The sequence below is a fragment of the Klenkia brasiliensis genome, assembly GCF_900100695.1.
Taxonomy (GTDB): domain Bacteria; phylum Actinomycetota; class Actinomycetes; order Mycobacteriales; family Geodermatophilaceae; genus Klenkia; species Klenkia brasiliensis.
Map to the genome: position 1 here is coordinate 760,343 of NZ_FNCF01000001.1, position 15,549 is coordinate 775,891.

The window sequence follows — 15,549 nt, forward strand, 5'->3', positions numbered from 1 at the left end:
GTGCTCACCGTCGAGACCGACCCCGCCTCCGTAGGACTGGACGCCGCCCGGCTGGCGCGGCTGGACGCCCGGCTGGCCCGCTGGGTCGACGAGGGCCAGCTGCCCGGCTTCCTGGTCACCGTGGCCCGGCACGGGGCGCTGGCCCACGTCGGCACCTACGGGCACCGCGACGTCGAGGCCGGGCTCCCGGTCACCCCCGACACGATCTGGCGCATCTACTCGATGACCAAGCCGGTCACCTCCGTCGCGGCGATGAGCCTGTACGAGGAGGGCGCCTTCGAGCTCACCGACCCGATCAGCCGCTGGCTGCCGGAGTTCGCCGAGCCGCGCGTCTACGTCGCCGGCCCCGCCGCCAAGCCGGTCACCGTGCCGGCCACCGAGCCCATCCGCGTCTGGCACCTGCTCACCCACACCTCGGGCCTGACCTACGGCTTCCACCACGTGCACCCCGTCGACGCCGCCTACCGGGCCGCCGGCCACGAGTGGGGCACCCCGCCGGGGGCGGACTCCGCCGAGGTCAGCCGGCAGTGGGCCGCGTTGCCGCTGGTCTTCCAGCCCGGCAGCGAGTGGAACTACGGCGTGTCCACCGACGTCCTGGGCCGGCTGGTCGAGGTCATCGCGGGCAAGCCGCTGGACGAGGTCTTCGCCGAGCGGGTGTTCGGCCCCCTCGGCATGACCGAGACCTCCTTCGGCCTGCGCCCGGACGACGACCCGGCCCGGCTGGCCCGCCTCTACGCCCCGGGCCTGACCCCGCTGGCCGCCTTCGAGCCCGCCGCGAAGCAGAAGCCGGCGTTCCTGTCCGGCGGCGGCGGGCTCGTGTCCACCGCCGGGGACTACCTGAGGTTCGTCGAGATGCTGCGCGCCGGCGGCACCGCGCCCGACGGCACCCGGGTGCTCGGCTCCCGGACGGTCGCGCACATGGTCCGCAACCACATCCCGGGCGGGGCGGACCTGGAGACCTACGGCCGGCCGCTGTTCGCCGAGACGCCGCTGCGCGGGGTCGGCTTCGGGCTGGGCTTCTCGATGGTCCTGGACCCGGCCCGCTACGGCACCGTCGCCTCGGTCGGTGACTACTCGTGGGGCGGGGCGGCGTCCACGGCGTTCTACGTGGACCCGGTCGAGGACCTGACCGTCACCTTCTACACGCAGCTGCTGCCCTCGAGCACCCTGCCGATCCGCGGCTACCTGCGCTCGCTGGTGCACCAGGCGATCGAGTGAGGCTCGACGCCGGACCGGGCACCCTGCACGGCTGGTTCGACCCCGGTCTGCCGCCGGCGGTCACCGTCGACCCGGGCGCCACGCTGACCGTGGGGTGCCTGGACTCGGGCTGGTCCACCGGCCCGTTCGACGGCGGCGACCTCGCCGACCGGCCGCGGCACCCGTCCTGGGAGCCGGGCACCGGGCACGCGCTGACCGGCCCGGTCGCCGTCCGCGGTGCCCGCCCGGGGCAGGTCCTCGCCGTCCGGGTGGACGACGTCGTCCCCGGGGACTTCGGGACGACGTACTGCGGGCTGCGGGACACCCCGCTCAACCGCCGGCTGGGCGTGCTGGCCGACCCGGTGGTGCTGCGCTGGACGATCGCCGACGGCGTGGCCACCACCCAGCACGGCCACCAGGTCGCGACCACGCCGTTCCTCGGGGTGATGGGCGTGCCGCCGGCCGAGCCGGGCCGGCACTCCACCGTCCCGCCGCGGTGGCACGGCGGGAACCTGGATTGCCGAGAGCTGGTCGCGGGCTCGGTGCTGTACCTGCCGGTCACCGTGCCCGGCGCGCTGCTGTCGGTCGGCGACGGGCACGCCGCCCAGGGCGACGGCGAGGTCAGCGGGACGGCGATCGAGTGCCCGGTCGAGGCCACCCTGACCGTCGACCTGCTCGACGACCTGCACGGCCTGCAGCTGCGCACGCCGGTGGCCCGCACCCCGGCCGGCTGGGTGGCGATGGGCGTGGCCGACGACCTGGACACCGCCACCGGTCACGCCCTGGACGCCGTGCTGGACCTCATGGGCGCGCTGCACGGGGTGGGCCGGTCGGAGGCCCTCGCGCTGGCGTCGGTGCTGGTCGACCTGCGGGTCACCCAGGTGGTCAACCAGGTCGTCGGCGTGCACGCCCTGCTGCCCGTGGCACGGTTGCTGGCGTGACCCTGCGGATCGGCTCCCTCGACGTCCCCGACGGCGGGCTGGTGGTGATGGCCATCGTCAACCGGACGCCGGACTCGTTCTTCGACCGCGGCGCCACCTACGAGATGCAGGCCGCCGTCGAGCGGGTGGACGCGGTCGTCGCCGAGGGCGCGGACATGGTCGACGTCGGCGGCGTCAAGGCCGCACCCGGCGACCCGGTCAGCCCCGCCGAGGAGATCCGGCGCACCGTGGACCTCGTCGCCGCCATCCGGGCCGCGCACCCCACGCTGCCCATCTCCATCGACACCTGGCGCGCCGAGGTCGCCCGCGAGGTGCTCGCCGCCGGCGCCGACGTGGTCAACGACGCCTGGGGCGGGGTGGAGCCCGAGCTGGCCGAGGTGGCCGCCGAGGCCGGCGCGGGGATCGTCTGCACGCACGCCGGCGGGCTGCCGCCGCGCACCCGGCCGCACCGGATCGGCTACGCCGACGTGGTCGCCGACATCGTGGCCCGCACGACCGACCTCGCCGAGAAGGCGGTGGCCGCCGGCGTGGACCGGGAGCGGGTGCTCGTCGACCCCGGGCACGACTTCGGCAAGAACACCCGGCACTCGCTGGAGGCCACCCGGCGGATCGGCGAGCTGGTGGCCACCGGCTGGCCGGTCCTGGTGGCGCTGAGCAACAAGGACTTCGTCGGCGAGACCCTCGGCGTCCTCCTGGAGGAGCGGCTGACCGGCACGCTCGCCGCGACCGCCGTCAGCGCCTGGCTCGGCGCCCGGGTGTTCCGCGCGCACGACGTCGCGGCCACCCGGCAGACGCTGGACATGGTGGCCGCCATCCGCGGCGACCGGCCCCCGCTGCGCACCGTCCGCGGGCTGGCCTGAGGGACGAGCACGTCCGTAATGCGGGGCCCCTAGCCTGCCCGCCGTGACCCGCGACCTGGTGCTGGGCGTCTTCGAGATGCTCTACCCGAACAACGCCCACCCGACGTGGCGGCACCCGCACGCCCGCGCCGACCGCTACACCGACCTCGACCACTGGCTGGGCCTGGCCACGCTGCTGGACGACGCGGGCCTGGAGTTCCTCTTCTTCGCCGACAGCTACGGCTACGCCACCGACGGCGCCGGCGACCTGCTCGACGTGGGCGCCCGGCACGGCGTCCAGTTCGGCCAGCTCGACCCCATGATGATCGTGACCGCGCTGACCGCGGCCACCCGCGACCTGGGCATCGTGGTCACCTCGCAGACCACCGTCGAGGCGCCCTACGCCTCGGCCCGCCGGTTCGCCACGCTGGACCACCTGACCCGGGGCCGGATCGGTTGGAACATGGTCACCGGCGCCAGCCCGAACTCCATCGCGCGCACCTTCGGCCAGCAGGTCCTGCCCGACCACGCGGCCCGCTACGACATCGCCGACGAGTTCGCCGACATCTGCTACCAGCTGTGGGAGGGCTCCTGGGCCGACGACGCCCTGCGGGGCGACGTGGCCGGCGACGTGTGGGCCGACCCGGCGCGCATCCGCCCGGTCGACCACCGGGGCGAGCACCGCACCTCGACCGGCGTCTTCGGGGTGCCGCCGTCCCCCCAGCGCACCCCCACGCTGTTCCAGGCGGGCACGTCGGCCCGGGGCCGCGACTTCGCCGCGCTGCACGCCGAGGTGGTCTTCCTGCAGGGCACCTCGACCGCCTCCTGCGCCGAGCACGTGGCGGACCTGCGCCGCCGCGCCGAGGGGCACGGCCGCACCGACGGCCTGCGGGTGGTCACCGGGGTGAGCGTCGTCGTCGACCCGGACGCCGGCCGGGCCGCCGACCTGCGCGCCGAGCTCGACGCCCAGTTCCGGCCCGAGGACGCCGCGGCGCTCTACCTGGCCAACACCGGCATCGACCTGCTGGCCCTGGACCCCGACCTGCCGATCTCCACCCAGTCGACCGAGCAGGGCCGCACCGCCCTCGAACGGTTCACCGCGACCGGCGAACCCACCGTGGCGGAGGTGCTGGAGAAGTTCCGCGCGCACGGGCTGCGCGGCTTCCAGGTGACCGGTGACCCCGCCTCGGTCGGCGACCAGCTGGCGGAGATCGTCGCCGCGACTGACGTCGACGGGTTCATGTTCGAGCCGACGTTCGGCGACCACGGCGCGTTCGTCGACGTCGTCGAGCACGTGCTGCCCGAGCTGGAGCGCCGCGGCCTGCGCACCCCCGGACGCCGGACGACGGGCACCCTGCGCGAGCGCATGGGCGGCACCGGCCCCCGGTTGCCCGCCTCGCACCCGGCCGCCGCCCACCGCTGGCCCGCCTAGGGTGCCGGGCATGGCCGCCACCGGGTTCCACACCGCCGACGAGCTCAACGACCTGCTGCCGGGCACCCTCCCGGGGCTGCTGGGCATCGTGGTCGACACGCACGAGACCGGCCGGCTGACCAGCCACCTCGACGTCCGGCCCGAGGTGCTGGCCCCCAACGGCTACCTGCACGCCGCCACCGTGGTCGCGCTGGCCGACACCTCGTGCGGGCTGGCCACCCGGGCGCTGCTGCCCGAGGGGTCGACCGGCTTCACCACCGTCGAGCTGAAGACCAACTTCCTCGGCACCGCCCGCGAGGGCCGCATCGACTGCGTGGCGACCAACGTGCACGCCGGGCGCACCACCCAGGTCTGGGACGCCGTGGTCACCGACGCGACGACCGGCCGGACGACGGCGCTGTTCCGCTGCACGCAGCAGGTGCTCCGGCCCCGGTGACGCGGCCCACAGCCCGGGTGTGAGACTGGCGCCACGCCGACCCCGAGGAGGAGCCCACCGTGGTGCTCGCCAGCCGCTTCCCCGACGTCGAGATCCCCGACGTCCCCGTGCCGTCCTACGTGCTCGCCGCCTCGCGCGGGCTCGGGGACGCCCCGGCGCTGGTCGACGGCCTGTCCGGGGAGACCATCACGCACGCACAGCTGGTCGGGTACGTCGACCGGTTCGCCGCCGCGCTGCACGCCCGGGGCCTGGGCAAGGGCGACGTCGTCGCGGTCTTCTCCCCCAACACCATCTGGTTCCCGGTGGTCTTCCACGGCATCGCTGCGGCCGGCTGCGTGATGAGCCCGGTCAACTCGCTCTACACGCCCGACGAGATCGCCTTCCAGCTCCGGGACGCCGGGGCCAAGCTGCTGGTCACCGTCTCGCCGTTCCTGGACCGGGCCCGCCCGGCGATGGAGAAGGCGGGTGTCACCGACCTGGTGGTGCTAGACGGCGCGGAGGGGGCCGACAGCCTGCGCGACCTGCTCACCACCCAGGCGCCCTCGGTGTCCCCGGACATCGACCCGGCCACCGACCTGGTCACCCTGCCCTACTCCAGCGGCACCACTGGCCTGCCCAAGGGCGTCATGCTCACCCACCGCAACCTGGTGGCCAACGTGGCGCAGACCCGGCCGCTGATCGACCTGGCGCCCGGCGGCGAGCGGATCATCGCCGTCCTGCCGTTCTTCCACATCTACGGCCTGACCGTGCTGATGAACCAGGGCCTGCAGTGGGGCGGCGCCGTCATCACCCTGCCCCGCTTCGACCTCGAGCAGTTCCTGCGGGCCATCCAGGACCACCGGGTGACCCGGGCGTTCGTCGCCCCGCCGATCCTGCTGGCGCTGGCCAAGCACCCGCTGGTGGAGCAGTTCGACCTGTCCAGCCTGCGGTCGATCACCTCGGGCGCCGCGCCGCTGGACGAGTCGCTGGCCCTGGCGGTCGAGCAGCGCCTGCGCGGGCTGGCCGGCGCCGGCGAGGACGGCGTCACCGTGGCGCAGGGCTACGGCATGACCGAGCTGTCCCCGGTCAGCCACACCACGCCCGACCGCGGCACCGGCCCGGCCGGCGACCCCGACGTCCCCAAGGGCACGGTCGGCTACGCCATCCCGGGCACCGAGTGCCGCCTGGTCGACCCGGCCACCGGCGAGGACGCCGCCGCCGGCCAGAGCGGTGAGCTGTGGGTGCGCGGGCCGCAGGTGATGGCCGGCTACCTCAACAACGAGCAGGCCACCCGCGACACCCTGGACGGCGAGGGCTGGCTGCACACCGGCGACGTCGCGGTGGTCGACGACCTGGGCCGCTACACCGTGGTCGACCGGGTCAAGGAGCTGATCAAGTACAAGGGCTACCAGGTCGCGCCGGCCGAGCTCGAGGCCGTGCTCATCGCGCACCCGGGCATCGCCGACGCCGCCGTGATCGGGGTCAAGGACGAGGAGTCCGGCGAGGAGCTGCCCAAGGCCTTCCTCGTGCGGGCCCCCGGGTCGGCCATCACCGAGGACGAGGTGAAGGCCTACATGGCCGAGAAGGTCGCCCCGCACAAGAAGATCCGGATCGTGGAGTTCATCGAGCAGGTGCCCAAGTCGGCGGCCGGCAAGATCCTCCGCAAGGAGCTGCGCACCCGGTGATCAGCGGCGCGGGACGGACTTCCGCCACGCGCTGAAGCTGCTCACCGGGCCGCCGCCGGGCCGCCGCAGCCAGGGCCACGGGTGCACCTCGACCGGGGCCAGGGCCGCGGCCCGGCGGCGGAAGCCGGGCACGGGGGCGTGGGTGACGGCCAGCGCCCGGCCGGCGAGCTCGTCGACCGGGTCCCCGAGGTGCAGGTGCACCTCGCGGTCCTCGGCCAGCTCGGCGAGGGTCTCCACCAGGAAGACCAGCCGCTTGGACGCCAGCCGCAGCCGGGTCAGCAGCGGCTCGTCCAGCACGAAGACCACCGGCAGGTCGGGGTGTGCGGCCAGCGCGGGGTCCGAGGTGCCCAGGGACTCCGCGGTCAGCCAGACCGCCTCCGGCTCGCCGGTGGACTCGACGTCGGCGGGCCCGGCGCTGACGTCGGGCGACGGGTCGGCGGCCAGCAGCGGCTCGCGGTCCAGCCAGCGGGGAGGCTGGTCGTCGGGCCAGTCCTCGATCGGGCAGTCCGCGGCCAGCGGGCAGCGCTCGCACAGCCCCGGCGCCCGCTTGCGCACCTGCCAGCGGGAGAACCCGTAGGCCTTGCCGTTGCCGGCGCCGACCGTCCACTGCCAGCCCACCCGGTTGGCCGCCCGCGAGCCGTCGAGCAGCCGGGCGAACAGCTCGTCCTCGCCCTCGGCCCAGTCGTGCCCGGCGCGGACCGTCCACTGGGAGGACACCCACATCCGGGTCTGGTTGACCAGCCAGCCGTCGTCGTCGAGCTCGCCGAGCACCGTGTCCAGGCAGAGCATGTCCCGCGGCCAGGGCTCCTGCCAGCGCGCGTGCGCGCGGGCGGGCTCGGCCCGCAGCGCCGACCGGGTGCGGGTGCCCAGCCGGGCGTAGAGGTGCCGGCTGTACTCCTGCCACAGCAGCTCGTCGCGGTACTTCGTGCGGTCGCGGGTGGGGGCGTCGGCGACGGCGTCCCACACCTCGGGCAGCTGCAGCAGCCCGTGCCGGATGTAGGGGCTCATCGCGCTGGCCCCCCGGCGCGACGCGGGCAGCACCTGGTTGCGCCGGCCGGCGTACCCGGTGACGTCCAGGGTGGCCAGCGCGGCGTCGGCGGCGGCCTGCCCGCCGCGGAAGCGCCCGGAGGGCGCCACGGCGTCGTCGCGGTGCAGGTGGCCCAGGTGCTCCCCCACCCAGGCGGGGACGGCGTCGACGGCGGGGACGGGCAGCTGGGGCACGCCCCACCCTGCGGGTTCCCGGCCGGGCGCGCGCGGCGGGCGGCCCCTACGGTCGGGGCGTGCACGCGATCACCCAGCAGTCCCCCGGCGGCCCCGAGACCCTGGTCTGGGCGGAGGTCCCCGACCCGGTCGCCGGCGACGGCGAGGTCGTCCTGGACGTGGTGGCCAGCGCGGTGAACCGCGCCGACCTGCTGCAGCGCGAGGGCAACTACCCGGTGCCGCCGGGCGCCAGCCAAGTGCTGGGCCTGGAGTGCAGCGGCGTCGTCCGCGAGGTCGGCCCCGGCGTCGAGGGGTGGACGGTCGGCGACGAGGTGTGCGCCCTGCTGGCCGGCGGCGGGTACGCCGAGCGGGTCGCCGTCCCCGCGGCGCAGCTGCTGCCCCGGCCGACCGGCGTGGAGCTGGCCGCGGCCGCCGCGCTGCCCGAGGTGGTCTGCACGGTGTGGTCCAACGTGTTCATGCAGGCCGGGCTGCAGCGCGGCGAGCTGCTGCTGGTGCACGGCGGCGGCAGCGGCATCGGCACCATGGCGATCCAGCTGGCCGTGCGGGCCGGGGCCCGGGTCGCCACCACCGCCGGCAGCCCGGAGAAGCTGGCGTTCTGCCGCGAGCTGGGCGCGGAGATCACCATCAACTACGGAGACGAGGACTTCGTCGAGGTGGTGCAGGCCGCCGGCGGCGCCGACGTGGTGCTGGACAACATGGGCGCGGCCTACCTGGCCCGCAACGTCGCGGCGCTGGCCCCCGACGGCCGGATCACGGTCATCGGCATGCAGGGCGGGGTGAAGGGCGAGCTCAACATCGGGGCACTGCTGGCCAAGCGCGGCAGCGTCTACGCCGCCGGGCTGCGCGGGCGACCGGTGGAGGGCCCGCACGGCAAGGCAGCGGTCATCGCGGCCGTGCGCGAGCACGTGTGGCCCGACGTCGAGGCCGGGCGGGTGCGGCCGGTCGTGCACACCCGGCTGCCGATGGCCCGGGCCGCCGACGGCCACCGGATCCTGGAGGAGAGCTCGCACACCGGCAAGGTGCTGCTCGTCGCCGACTGAGCGGGCCTCAGGCCAGCGCGGCCACGCTGTCGATGATGTGGTCGACCTCCTCGACCGTGTTGTAGTGCATGATGCCCAGTCGCACGGCACCGCCCTGCTCGTTCACGCCGAGGGCGTCGAACAGCTCCCGGGCGTAGTGGTCGCCGTCCCAGGCGCAGATGGTGCGCCGGGACAGCTCGCGGGCGACCGCCCGCGGGGTCATCCGGGAGACGGTGAAGGACACCGTCGGCGTGCGGTACTGCGGGGACCCCAGCACCTGCACGTGGCGCATCGAGCGCAGTGCCCGGTCCAGCCGGTCGAACAGGGCGCCCTCGTAGCGCACCACCGCGGCCATCGAGGTCTGCAGCCGCTCGCGGCGGGTGCCGGTGGCGTCGGGGCTGAGCGCGGCGAGGTGGTCGACCGCGGCCGCCACCCCCGCGTAGAGCTCGAAGGGCGGCGTGCCGGTCTCGAACCGGTCGGGCACCCGGTCGGGGGCCGGGGCCAGCTTGTCCGGGGCCAGGGTCTCCAGCAGCGCGGGGTCGGCGACGACGGCGCCCACGTGCGGGCCGCACCACTTGTAGGCCGACAGGGCCAGCAGGTCGGCGCCGGTGGCGGTGAGGTCGATCAGGCCGTGCGGGGCGGCGTGCGCGCCGTCGACGTAGACCAGCGCCCCGACCGCGTGCGCCCGGTCGGCGATGGCCCGGATGTCGGGGCGGGTGCCGATGGCGTTGCTGGCCATGGTGACCGCCACCAGGCGGGTGCGGTCGGTGAGCAGCTCGTCGTACTGCCACTCGGGGAGCTCGCCGGACTCGATGTCCACCTCGGCCCACTTGACCAGCAGGCCGAGCTCCTGGGCCAGCTGGATCCAGGGCCGGATGTTCGCGTCGTGGTCCAGCCGGCTGACCACCACCTCGTCCCCGGGCCGCCACGTCTTGGCCAGCGTGCGGGCCATCGCGTAGGTCAGCGACGTCATGTTCGGGCCCAGGACGACCCCGCGCGGGGTGCCGCCGACCAGGTCGGCGACCGCCGAGCGGGCACCGCCGACCAGCTGCTCGGCCCGGGCGGACGACGGGAACACCCCGCCCCGGTTGGCGATCGGCACCCGCATCGCCTGCGACACCGCGCGCAGCACGCTCTCGGGGACCAGGGCGCCGCCGGGGCCGTCGACGTGCACCATGCCGTCGGAGAGCCCGGGGAACAGGCCGCGGACGCGGGCGACGTCCAGCGCAGCTCCCCCGGGTCCCATGCCTGCGAACCCTAGACCGGGCCACGGTGACGGTGAGGGGCCGCTCCGTCACGCGCCGACCCGGCGGGCTGGACGCCGCGCCCGCAGGCAGGATGGGGGGCATGAGTGCACCGGGGAACGACGACGAGTCCGCCCGCGGCCGCCAGGTCGTGGTGGTCGGGCCCGACGGCCAGCCGATCGGCGCGCTGCCCACGCCCGAGGGCGGCGAGGACGTCGGCGACCTCGTCGAGCAGCCGGCCAAGGTCATGCGGATCGGCACCATGATCAAGCAGCTGCTCGAGGAGGTCCGCGCCGCTCCGCTCGACGAGGCCAGCCGCAACCGGCTGCGCGACATCCACGCCGCCTCCATCCGCGAGCTCGAGGGTGGCCTGTCGGAGGAGCTGCGGGCCGAGCTGGAGCGCATCACGCTGCCGTTCACCGCCGAGGAGACCCCGAGCGACGCCGAGCTGCGCATCGCCCAGGCCCAGCTGGTGGGCTGGCTGGAGGGCGTGTTCCACGGCATCCAGACCGCGCTGTTCGCCCAGCAGATGGCCGCGCGGGCGCAGCTGGAGGAGATGCGCCGCAAGGCACTGCCCGGCGGGCAGCCGGGCATGCCGGTGCAGCCGCAGCCCGGCGGCGGCCAGTACCTCTGACCGGGTGGGGCGCCTCGTGCCGGACGCGCCCCACCCGGGGCTCAGGTGGCGGGGTCGCGCACGTCGAAGAGGGGCTCCAGCCCGGTCATCCGCAGCGGGCGCAGCACGGCCCGCTGCGCGGTCCACAGGGGCACGCCCCGGCCGTGCGCGCGGGCGACCTCGGCGAGCAGCGCGAGCCCCGAGCTGCCCAGGAAGGTGACCTCCCGGGCGTCGACCACCTGCACGCCGGACAGGTCGGTGCCCGACCCCCGCCAGGTCCCGCACAGGTGCGCGTCGATCTCCCCGGACAGCCGCAGCGCACCGTCGACGAGGGTGATCGACCCCATCTCGGTGTGCACGGCCCGCTCCACGACCGGCGAGGTCAGCCCGGCCGGGTCGGTGGGGTCGGTGCTCACGGGTGCTCCTCGGGTGCCGTCGCGCGACCGGAACCGTCCCGGGCGGAACAGTCGGGCAATGCCCGGTCGCGCACCACCCTTCCTACACCGTAAGCCGCCGCGAGGCGCGCCCGGGTGGGCGACGCCTCAGCGCAGGCCGGCGAGGAACCGGGCGACGCCGTCCTCGTCATTGGTGGCGGTGACGTCGGTGGCCACGGCGAGCACGTCGGGGTGGGCGTTGCCCATCGCCACCGCCCGGCCACCGCCCGCGCGCACCCACTCGAAGGCCGCGACGTCGTTGGGCATGTCGCCGAAGAAGACGACGTCGGCCGGGCCCAGGCCCAGGTCGGCGCACACGTCGGCCAGGCCGGTCGCCTTGCTGACGCCCTGGGCCGAGATCTCCGCCAGCGCGTCGGAGGAGGAGTTGGTGACGGTGGCGCGGTCGCCGACGGCGCGGGCCACCAGGTCGAGGAACTCCTCGCGGGGCAGGTCCTCGTGCCGGGCCAGCAGCTTGGCCGCGGGCGCGGACACCATCTCCTCCAGCGTCGCGACGGCCACGCCGGGGGCGTCGACGTCCCAGCGCGGCTGGTACACCGGCTCGTGCCGGAACTCCAGGCCGTACTCGACGGCGAACCAGGTGCCCGGCTGCTCGCGGCGCAGCTCGGCGGTCACGTGCCGCAGCACGTCGACGTCGATGGCGTGCTCGTGCAGCACCTCGAACCGGCCGAGGTCGAGCTGGACGGCGCCGTTGCAGCAGACCGCCACGCCCTCGCGGACGACCTCGCGGATGGACAGCATCCAGCGCGGCGGCCGGCCGGTGGCCAGCACGAAGGGCACGCCGTCGTCCCCCCAGGCCGCGATCTGCTCCAGGGTGGCCGGCGCGACGGTCTCGTCGCTGCGCAGCAGCGTGCCGTCCATGTCGCTGGCGATGAGCTTCGGGGTCCAGCTCACGGGTGCAGTGCCTCCAGGTAGCGGGCGACGCCGTCGGCGTCGTGCCCGCCGGTGCGGGCGGTGGCCGCGGCGAGCACGGCCGGGTGGGCGTTGGCGACCGCGACCGAGCGGCCGCCCGCCTCGTTCACCGCGGTGATCATGGGCAGGTCGTTGGGCATGTCGCCGAACACCAGGACGTCGGACATCGCGACGCCGAACCGCTCCAGCGCCACCGCCAGCCCGCTGGCCTTGGTGATGCCCGGCGGCAGCACCTCGATGAAACCGAGCCCGGCGTGGGTGACCTCGGCGACGGACGGGTCGGTGACCGAGCGCGCCAGGGCCAGCAGCTCGTCCTGGCCGAGGGTCTCCGAGCGCAGGAACACCTTGAGCACCGGCCCGGGCGGGAGCACCTCGTGGCGCGGCAGCAGGTCGGCGGGCTCGGGGTAGGGCCAGTCGAAGCCGTGCTGCACCCGCAGCGGCGAGAGCGCCGCGCCCTGGGTGTCGGCGTCCTCGACGGCCAGCACCAGCTCGCCGGTCACCGCCTCGATCGCGTCGACCACCGCCTGGGCCTCGTCGCGCGGCAACCCGACGGTGCGCAGCACCTCGTCGCGGTCGAGGTCGACCACGAAGCCCCCCTGCGCCAGGACGGCGACACCGCGGCCGCCCAGCGTCGTCCGCACGCTGTCCAGCAGCCGCGGGCCGCGGCCGGTGACGCCGACGACCGGCACGCCGGCCGCCCAGCTGGCGTCCATCGCGGCGCGGGTGCGGTCGCTGACCGTGCCCTGGCTGGTCAGCAGCGTGCCGTCGAGGTCGGTGGCGACCAGCCGCGGCCGCCAGGGGCCGAGGTCCCCGAGCTCGAGGACGACGTCGCTGCCCGCGCCCCCGCTGTGCGCGGGCAGCTGGTTCGCCGCCCGGGCCGGGATGTGCGCCGTCACGGGGTGGGCGCCAGGGACATCCCGGGGGTGAGGACGGCGTGCCCGCCCAGCCACGGGCGCAGCGCGGCCGGGACGTGCACCGAGCCGTCGGCACGCTGGTGCACCTCGAGCAGGCAGGCGATGGTGCGGGCGATCGCGCACAGCGTGCCGTTGAGGGTGGCCACGGTCTGCGGCCGGCCGTCGGCGTCGCGGTGGCGGATGCCGAGCCGGCGGGCCTGGAAGGTGGTGCAGTCCGAGGTCGAGGTCAGCTCGCGGTAGGTGCCCTGGGTGGGGAACCAGGCCTCGATGTCGTACTTGCGCGACGCGCTGGTGCCCAGGTCGCCGGCGGCGATGTCGACCACCCGGTAGGGCAGCTCCAGGGCCTGGAGGAACTCCTCCTCCCACTGCAGCAGCCGCAGGTGCTCGGCCTGGGCGTCCTCGGGGGCGCAGAAGCTGAACATCTCGACCTTGTCGAACCAGTGCACCCGGATGATGCCCTTGGTGTCCTTGCCGTAGGAGCCGGCCTCGCGGCGGAAGCAGGAGCTCCACCCGGCGTAGCGACGCGGCCCGGCCGACAGGTCGAGCACCTCGTCGGCGTGCATGCCGGCCAGCGCGACCTCCGAGGTGCCCACGAGGTAGAGGTCGTCGCGCTCGACGCGGTACACCTCCTCGAGGTGCTCGCCGAGGAAGCCGGTGCCCTCCATGGCCTGCGCGCCGACCAGCGCGGGCGCGACGACGGGCGTGAACCCGGCGGCGACGGCGCGGGTGATGGCCAGCTGGGCGAGCGCGAACTCCAGCAGCGCGCCCGGGCCGGTGAGGAAGTAGAACCGCGAGCCGGACACCTTGGCGCCGCGCTCCATGTCGATGGCGCCGAGCGCGGTGCCGATGTCGAGGTGGTCGCGGGGCTCGAAGTCGTAGGTCGGCACCTCGCCGACGGTGCGCAGGGTGACCGCGTCGTCCTCGCCGCCCGGGGGCACCTCGGGGGCCACCACGTTGGCGATGGCCAGGTGCGCGGCGCGCAGCGCCTCGTCGGCGGCGCGGGTGGCCTCCTCGGCGGCCTTGACCTCGGCGGACAGGGCCCGTGCGCGCTCCAGCACCGCGGGCCGCTCCTCGGGGGTGGCCTTCTTCACCGACTGCGACACGGCCTTCTGCTCGGCGCGCAGGTCGTCGGCGCGGTGCACCGCGGCGCGGCGCTCGGCGTCGGCGGCGAGCAGGGTGTCGACCCGGGACTCGTCGTCCCCGCGGGCACGCTGGCTGGCGCGGACGGCGTCGGGGTCATCACGGAGCATGCGCAGGTCGATCACGCGCCGATGGTAGGTGGCGCCCCCTCGCCGTCCGGGCTGGACCGCTGCGTTTCCGGCCCCGGTGCCGGGGGCAGACTGGGGAGCGGACACGGAGCGCCGCTGACCAGGAGGTCCCCCGCATGCCGTCCGACGGGCCGCCCCGTGGCTGAGCCGACCGCCGTGTGGCAGGAGCGTCGACCGCCGGCCGCGCAGCCGATCTGGCACTGGACCCCGGCCGCGCTGACCGACCTGCCGCGGATCCGCCGCGAGCTGCGCGGCCGGATCGCCGAGCACGAGGCGAGCGACGGCCCCGCCGTCGCCGACCCGGACATGTTCGTGCTTGCGCTGGACGAGCTGATGAGCAACGCGCTGCGGCACGGCCGCACCCCGGTGCTCGTCGACGTCGGCCGCACCGACGACGCGTGGCTGCTGACCGTGTGCGACCGGGCAGCCGACGCCCCGCCCCGCCCGGCCGTCGACCGCGACCCGGTCCACGGCGGCATGGGTCTGGGCCTGGTGGCCCACGACGCGGTGCAGGAGGGCTGGTACGCCTCCGAGCAGGGCAAGCACGTCTGGGTCGTGCTCCGCTAGCTCCCCCCGCACGCAGCAGCGCCCCCCACCTCCGCGGAGGTGGGGGGCGCTGGCGCTACCGGGTCAGGAACCGGTGGGGATGGTGAGGGTGGCGACGCCGACCAGGAAGTTGGCCGGGACGGCGTTCGGGGCGCCGAGGGTGGTGTTGAGGAAGTCGGCGGCGGCCGCGCTGACCTCGACCTTGGTGCCGGTCAGGATCGCGTTGCCCGAGCTGTCGACGGTGATGGGCTCCAGCGTGGTGCCGTTCAGGTTGAACAGCGGGAAGGACGGCGCGGCGAGCTGGCCGTTGACCGACACGTCGGCGAACAGGATGGCCGGCTTGCTCGGGACGACGACGAAGTTCTCGAGCTGGATCACGTTCGCGCCGGCGGTCAGCGAGATGCCCGAGCCGGTGTGGAAGATCGCGCCCTGGACGAAGGGCCGGTAGCCGGAGTCCTTGTCGTAGACGGTCGCGGTGCCGCCGGTGATCGGGAAGTCCAGCGTGGTGCCGTCCAGCGTCGCGGTGCCGATGGTGCCCGGGGTGATGCCCAGGGTGGTCAGCGCGTCGAGGAAGCCGGAGTCCAGGGCCACCGCGGTGTCGCCGCCGGAGATGGCGGGGATGGTGGCGATGGGCTCGGGGTTGGTCACGGTCGACGAGGTCGCCGCGGCGGCGGAGGTGCTCGAGCTGGTGCTGCTGCCCGAGTCGGAGCTGCAGGCGGCCAGGCCGAGGCTGGCGGTGAGGGCCAGGGCGGCGATGGCGGTGCGCTTGCCGGTCTTCAGGTTCACGGTGACTCCTTCGGTGTCTCGGTCCCCTGTCGGGGTGTCACGAGGAGTTCGGACCGGCCCCGGTA

Annotated in this window: 16 protein-coding genes; 9 read left to right on the forward strand and 7 right to left on the reverse strand. The window is 75.2% G+C overall.

The window, feature by feature from the left end; all coding sequences use genetic code 11:
- The 6 genes from BLT39_RS03730 to BLT39_RS03755 are packed head-to-tail and all read left to right on the forward strand — an operon-like array spanning window position 1 to window position 6,509.
- On the forward strand, window positions 1-1,218 hold the full coding sequence (locus BLT39_RS03730) for a serine hydrolase domain-containing protein (RefSeq protein WP_091058703.1): 1,218 nt from the start codon (window positions 1-3) through the stop codon (window positions 1,216-1,218).
- The gene (locus BLT39_RS03735) at window positions 1,215-2,138 is read left to right on the forward strand and encodes an acetamidase/formamidase family protein (protein ID WP_091058706.1); all 924 of its coding nucleotides are present in this window, start codon (window positions 1,215-1,217) and stop codon (window positions 2,136-2,138) included. Before BLT39_RS03730 ends, BLT39_RS03735 begins: the two co-directional genes overlap by 4 nt.
- Window positions 2,135-2,998: a dihydropteroate synthase gene (gene folP, locus BLT39_RS03740; protein WP_242658130.1), complete on the forward strand. Its 864-nt coding sequence runs from the start codon at window positions 2,135-2,137 to the stop codon at window positions 2,996-2,998. Before BLT39_RS03735 ends, folP begins: the two co-directional genes overlap by 4 nt.
- A gap of 43 nt (window positions 2,999-3,041) precedes the next feature.
- Window positions 3,042-4,409, forward strand: a complete 1,368-nt coding sequence (locus BLT39_RS03745; RefSeq protein WP_091058709.1) for an NtaA/DmoA family FMN-dependent monooxygenase — start codon at window positions 3,042-3,044, stop codon at window positions 4,407-4,409.
- Between the two features lie 10 nt (window positions 4,410-4,419).
- A complete protein-coding gene (locus tag BLT39_RS03750) occupies window positions 4,420-4,845 on the forward strand; it encodes a PaaI family thioesterase (RefSeq protein WP_091058712.1) in 426 nt (141 codons plus the stop codon).
- Window positions 4,846-4,904: 59 nt separating this feature from the next.
- On the forward strand, window positions 4,905-6,509 hold the full coding sequence (locus BLT39_RS03755) for a 4-coumarate--CoA ligase family protein (protein ID WP_091058716.1): 1,605 nt from the start codon (window positions 4,905-4,907) through the stop codon (window positions 6,507-6,509).
- On the opposite strand, the gene BLT39_RS03760 is transcribed toward BLT39_RS03755, so the two are convergent.
- Window positions 6,510-7,730 (reverse strand): FAD-binding domain-containing protein, encoded by a 1,221-nt coding sequence (locus tag BLT39_RS03760; RefSeq protein WP_091058719.1) that lies wholly within the window; start codon window positions 7,728-7,730, stop codon window positions 6,510-6,512.
- Between the two features lie 59 nt (window positions 7,731-7,789).
- Here BLT39_RS03760 and BLT39_RS03765 point away from each other — a divergent pair, with 59 nt between their 5' ends.
- Window positions 7,790-8,770 (forward strand): NAD(P)H-quinone oxidoreductase, encoded by a 981-nt coding sequence (locus tag BLT39_RS03765; protein ID WP_091058722.1) that lies wholly within the window; start codon window positions 7,790-7,792, stop codon window positions 8,768-8,770.
- 7 nt (window positions 8,771-8,777) lie between these two features.
- On the opposite strand, the gene BLT39_RS03770 is transcribed toward BLT39_RS03765, so the two are convergent.
- Window positions 8,778-9,995, reverse strand: a complete 1,218-nt coding sequence (locus tag BLT39_RS03770) for a cysteine desulfurase-like protein (RefSeq protein ID WP_091058726.1) — start codon at window positions 9,993-9,995, stop codon at window positions 8,778-8,780.
- 101 nt (window positions 9,996-10,096) lie between these two features.
- Between BLT39_RS03770 and BLT39_RS03775 the strand changes: the two genes are divergently transcribed.
- Window positions 10,097-10,627: a bacterial proteasome activator family protein gene (locus tag BLT39_RS03775; protein ID WP_091058729.1), complete on the forward strand. Its 531-nt coding sequence runs from the start codon at window positions 10,097-10,099 to the stop codon at window positions 10,625-10,627.
- Window positions 10,628-10,668: 41 nt separating this feature from the next.
- On the opposite strand, the gene BLT39_RS03780 is transcribed toward BLT39_RS03775, so the two are convergent.
- From BLT39_RS03780 to serS, 4 genes are all read right to left on the reverse strand, one after another.
- Entirely contained in the window at window positions 10,669-11,022 is a 354-nt protein-coding gene (locus BLT39_RS03780) for an STAS domain-containing protein (protein WP_091058732.1), read from the reverse strand.
- Window positions 11,023-11,148: 126 nt separating this feature from the next.
- Window positions 11,149-11,952, reverse strand: coding sequence for a Cof-type HAD-IIB family hydrolase (locus BLT39_RS03785; protein ID WP_242658131.1), 804 nt, complete (start codon window positions 11,950-11,952; stop codon window positions 11,149-11,151).
- Window positions 11,949-12,866, reverse strand: a complete 918-nt coding sequence (locus BLT39_RS03790; RefSeq protein ID WP_242658132.1) for an HAD family hydrolase — start codon at window positions 12,864-12,866, stop codon at window positions 11,949-11,951. Before BLT39_RS03790 ends, BLT39_RS03785 begins: the two co-directional genes overlap by 4 nt.
- On the reverse strand, window positions 12,863-14,149 hold the full coding sequence (gene serS, locus BLT39_RS03795) for a serine--tRNA ligase (RefSeq protein ID WP_091058735.1): 1,287 nt from the start codon (window positions 14,147-14,149) through the stop codon (window positions 12,863-12,865). Before serS ends, BLT39_RS03790 begins: the two co-directional genes overlap by 4 nt.
- 141 nt (window positions 14,150-14,290) lie before the next feature.
- On the opposite strand from serS, the gene BLT39_RS03800 reads away from it, so the two are divergent.
- Window positions 14,291-14,719 carry an ATP-binding protein gene (locus tag BLT39_RS03800; protein ID WP_091058738.1) on the forward strand — a complete coding sequence of 143 codons (429 nt, stop codon included), beginning with the start codon at window positions 14,291-14,293 and terminating at the stop codon, window positions 14,717-14,719.
- A gap of 63 nt (window positions 14,720-14,782) precedes the next feature.
- Here BLT39_RS03800 and BLT39_RS03805 read toward each other — a convergent pair whose 3' ends face one another.
- Window positions 14,783-15,484 (reverse strand): hypothetical protein, encoded by a 702-nt coding sequence (locus BLT39_RS03805; RefSeq protein ID WP_207507554.1) that lies wholly within the window; start codon window positions 15,482-15,484, stop codon window positions 14,783-14,785.
- Between the last annotated feature and the right edge of the window lie 65 nt (window positions 15,485-15,549).

Bases quoted from the DNA above. Each gene is read 5' to 3' on its own strand.
- BLT39_RS03775 (WP_091058729.1), top strand. From the start codon at position 10,097: ATGAGTGCACCGGGGAACGACGACGAGTCCGCCCGCGGCCGCCAGGTC.
- BLT39_RS03750 (WP_091058712.1), top strand. From the start codon at position 4,420: ATGGCCGCCACCGGGTTCCACACCGCCGACGAGCTCAACGACCTGCTG.
- BLT39_RS03770 (WP_091058726.1), bottom strand. From the start codon at position 9,995: ATGGGACCCGGGGGAGCTGCGCTGGACGTCGCCCGCGTCCGCGGCCTG.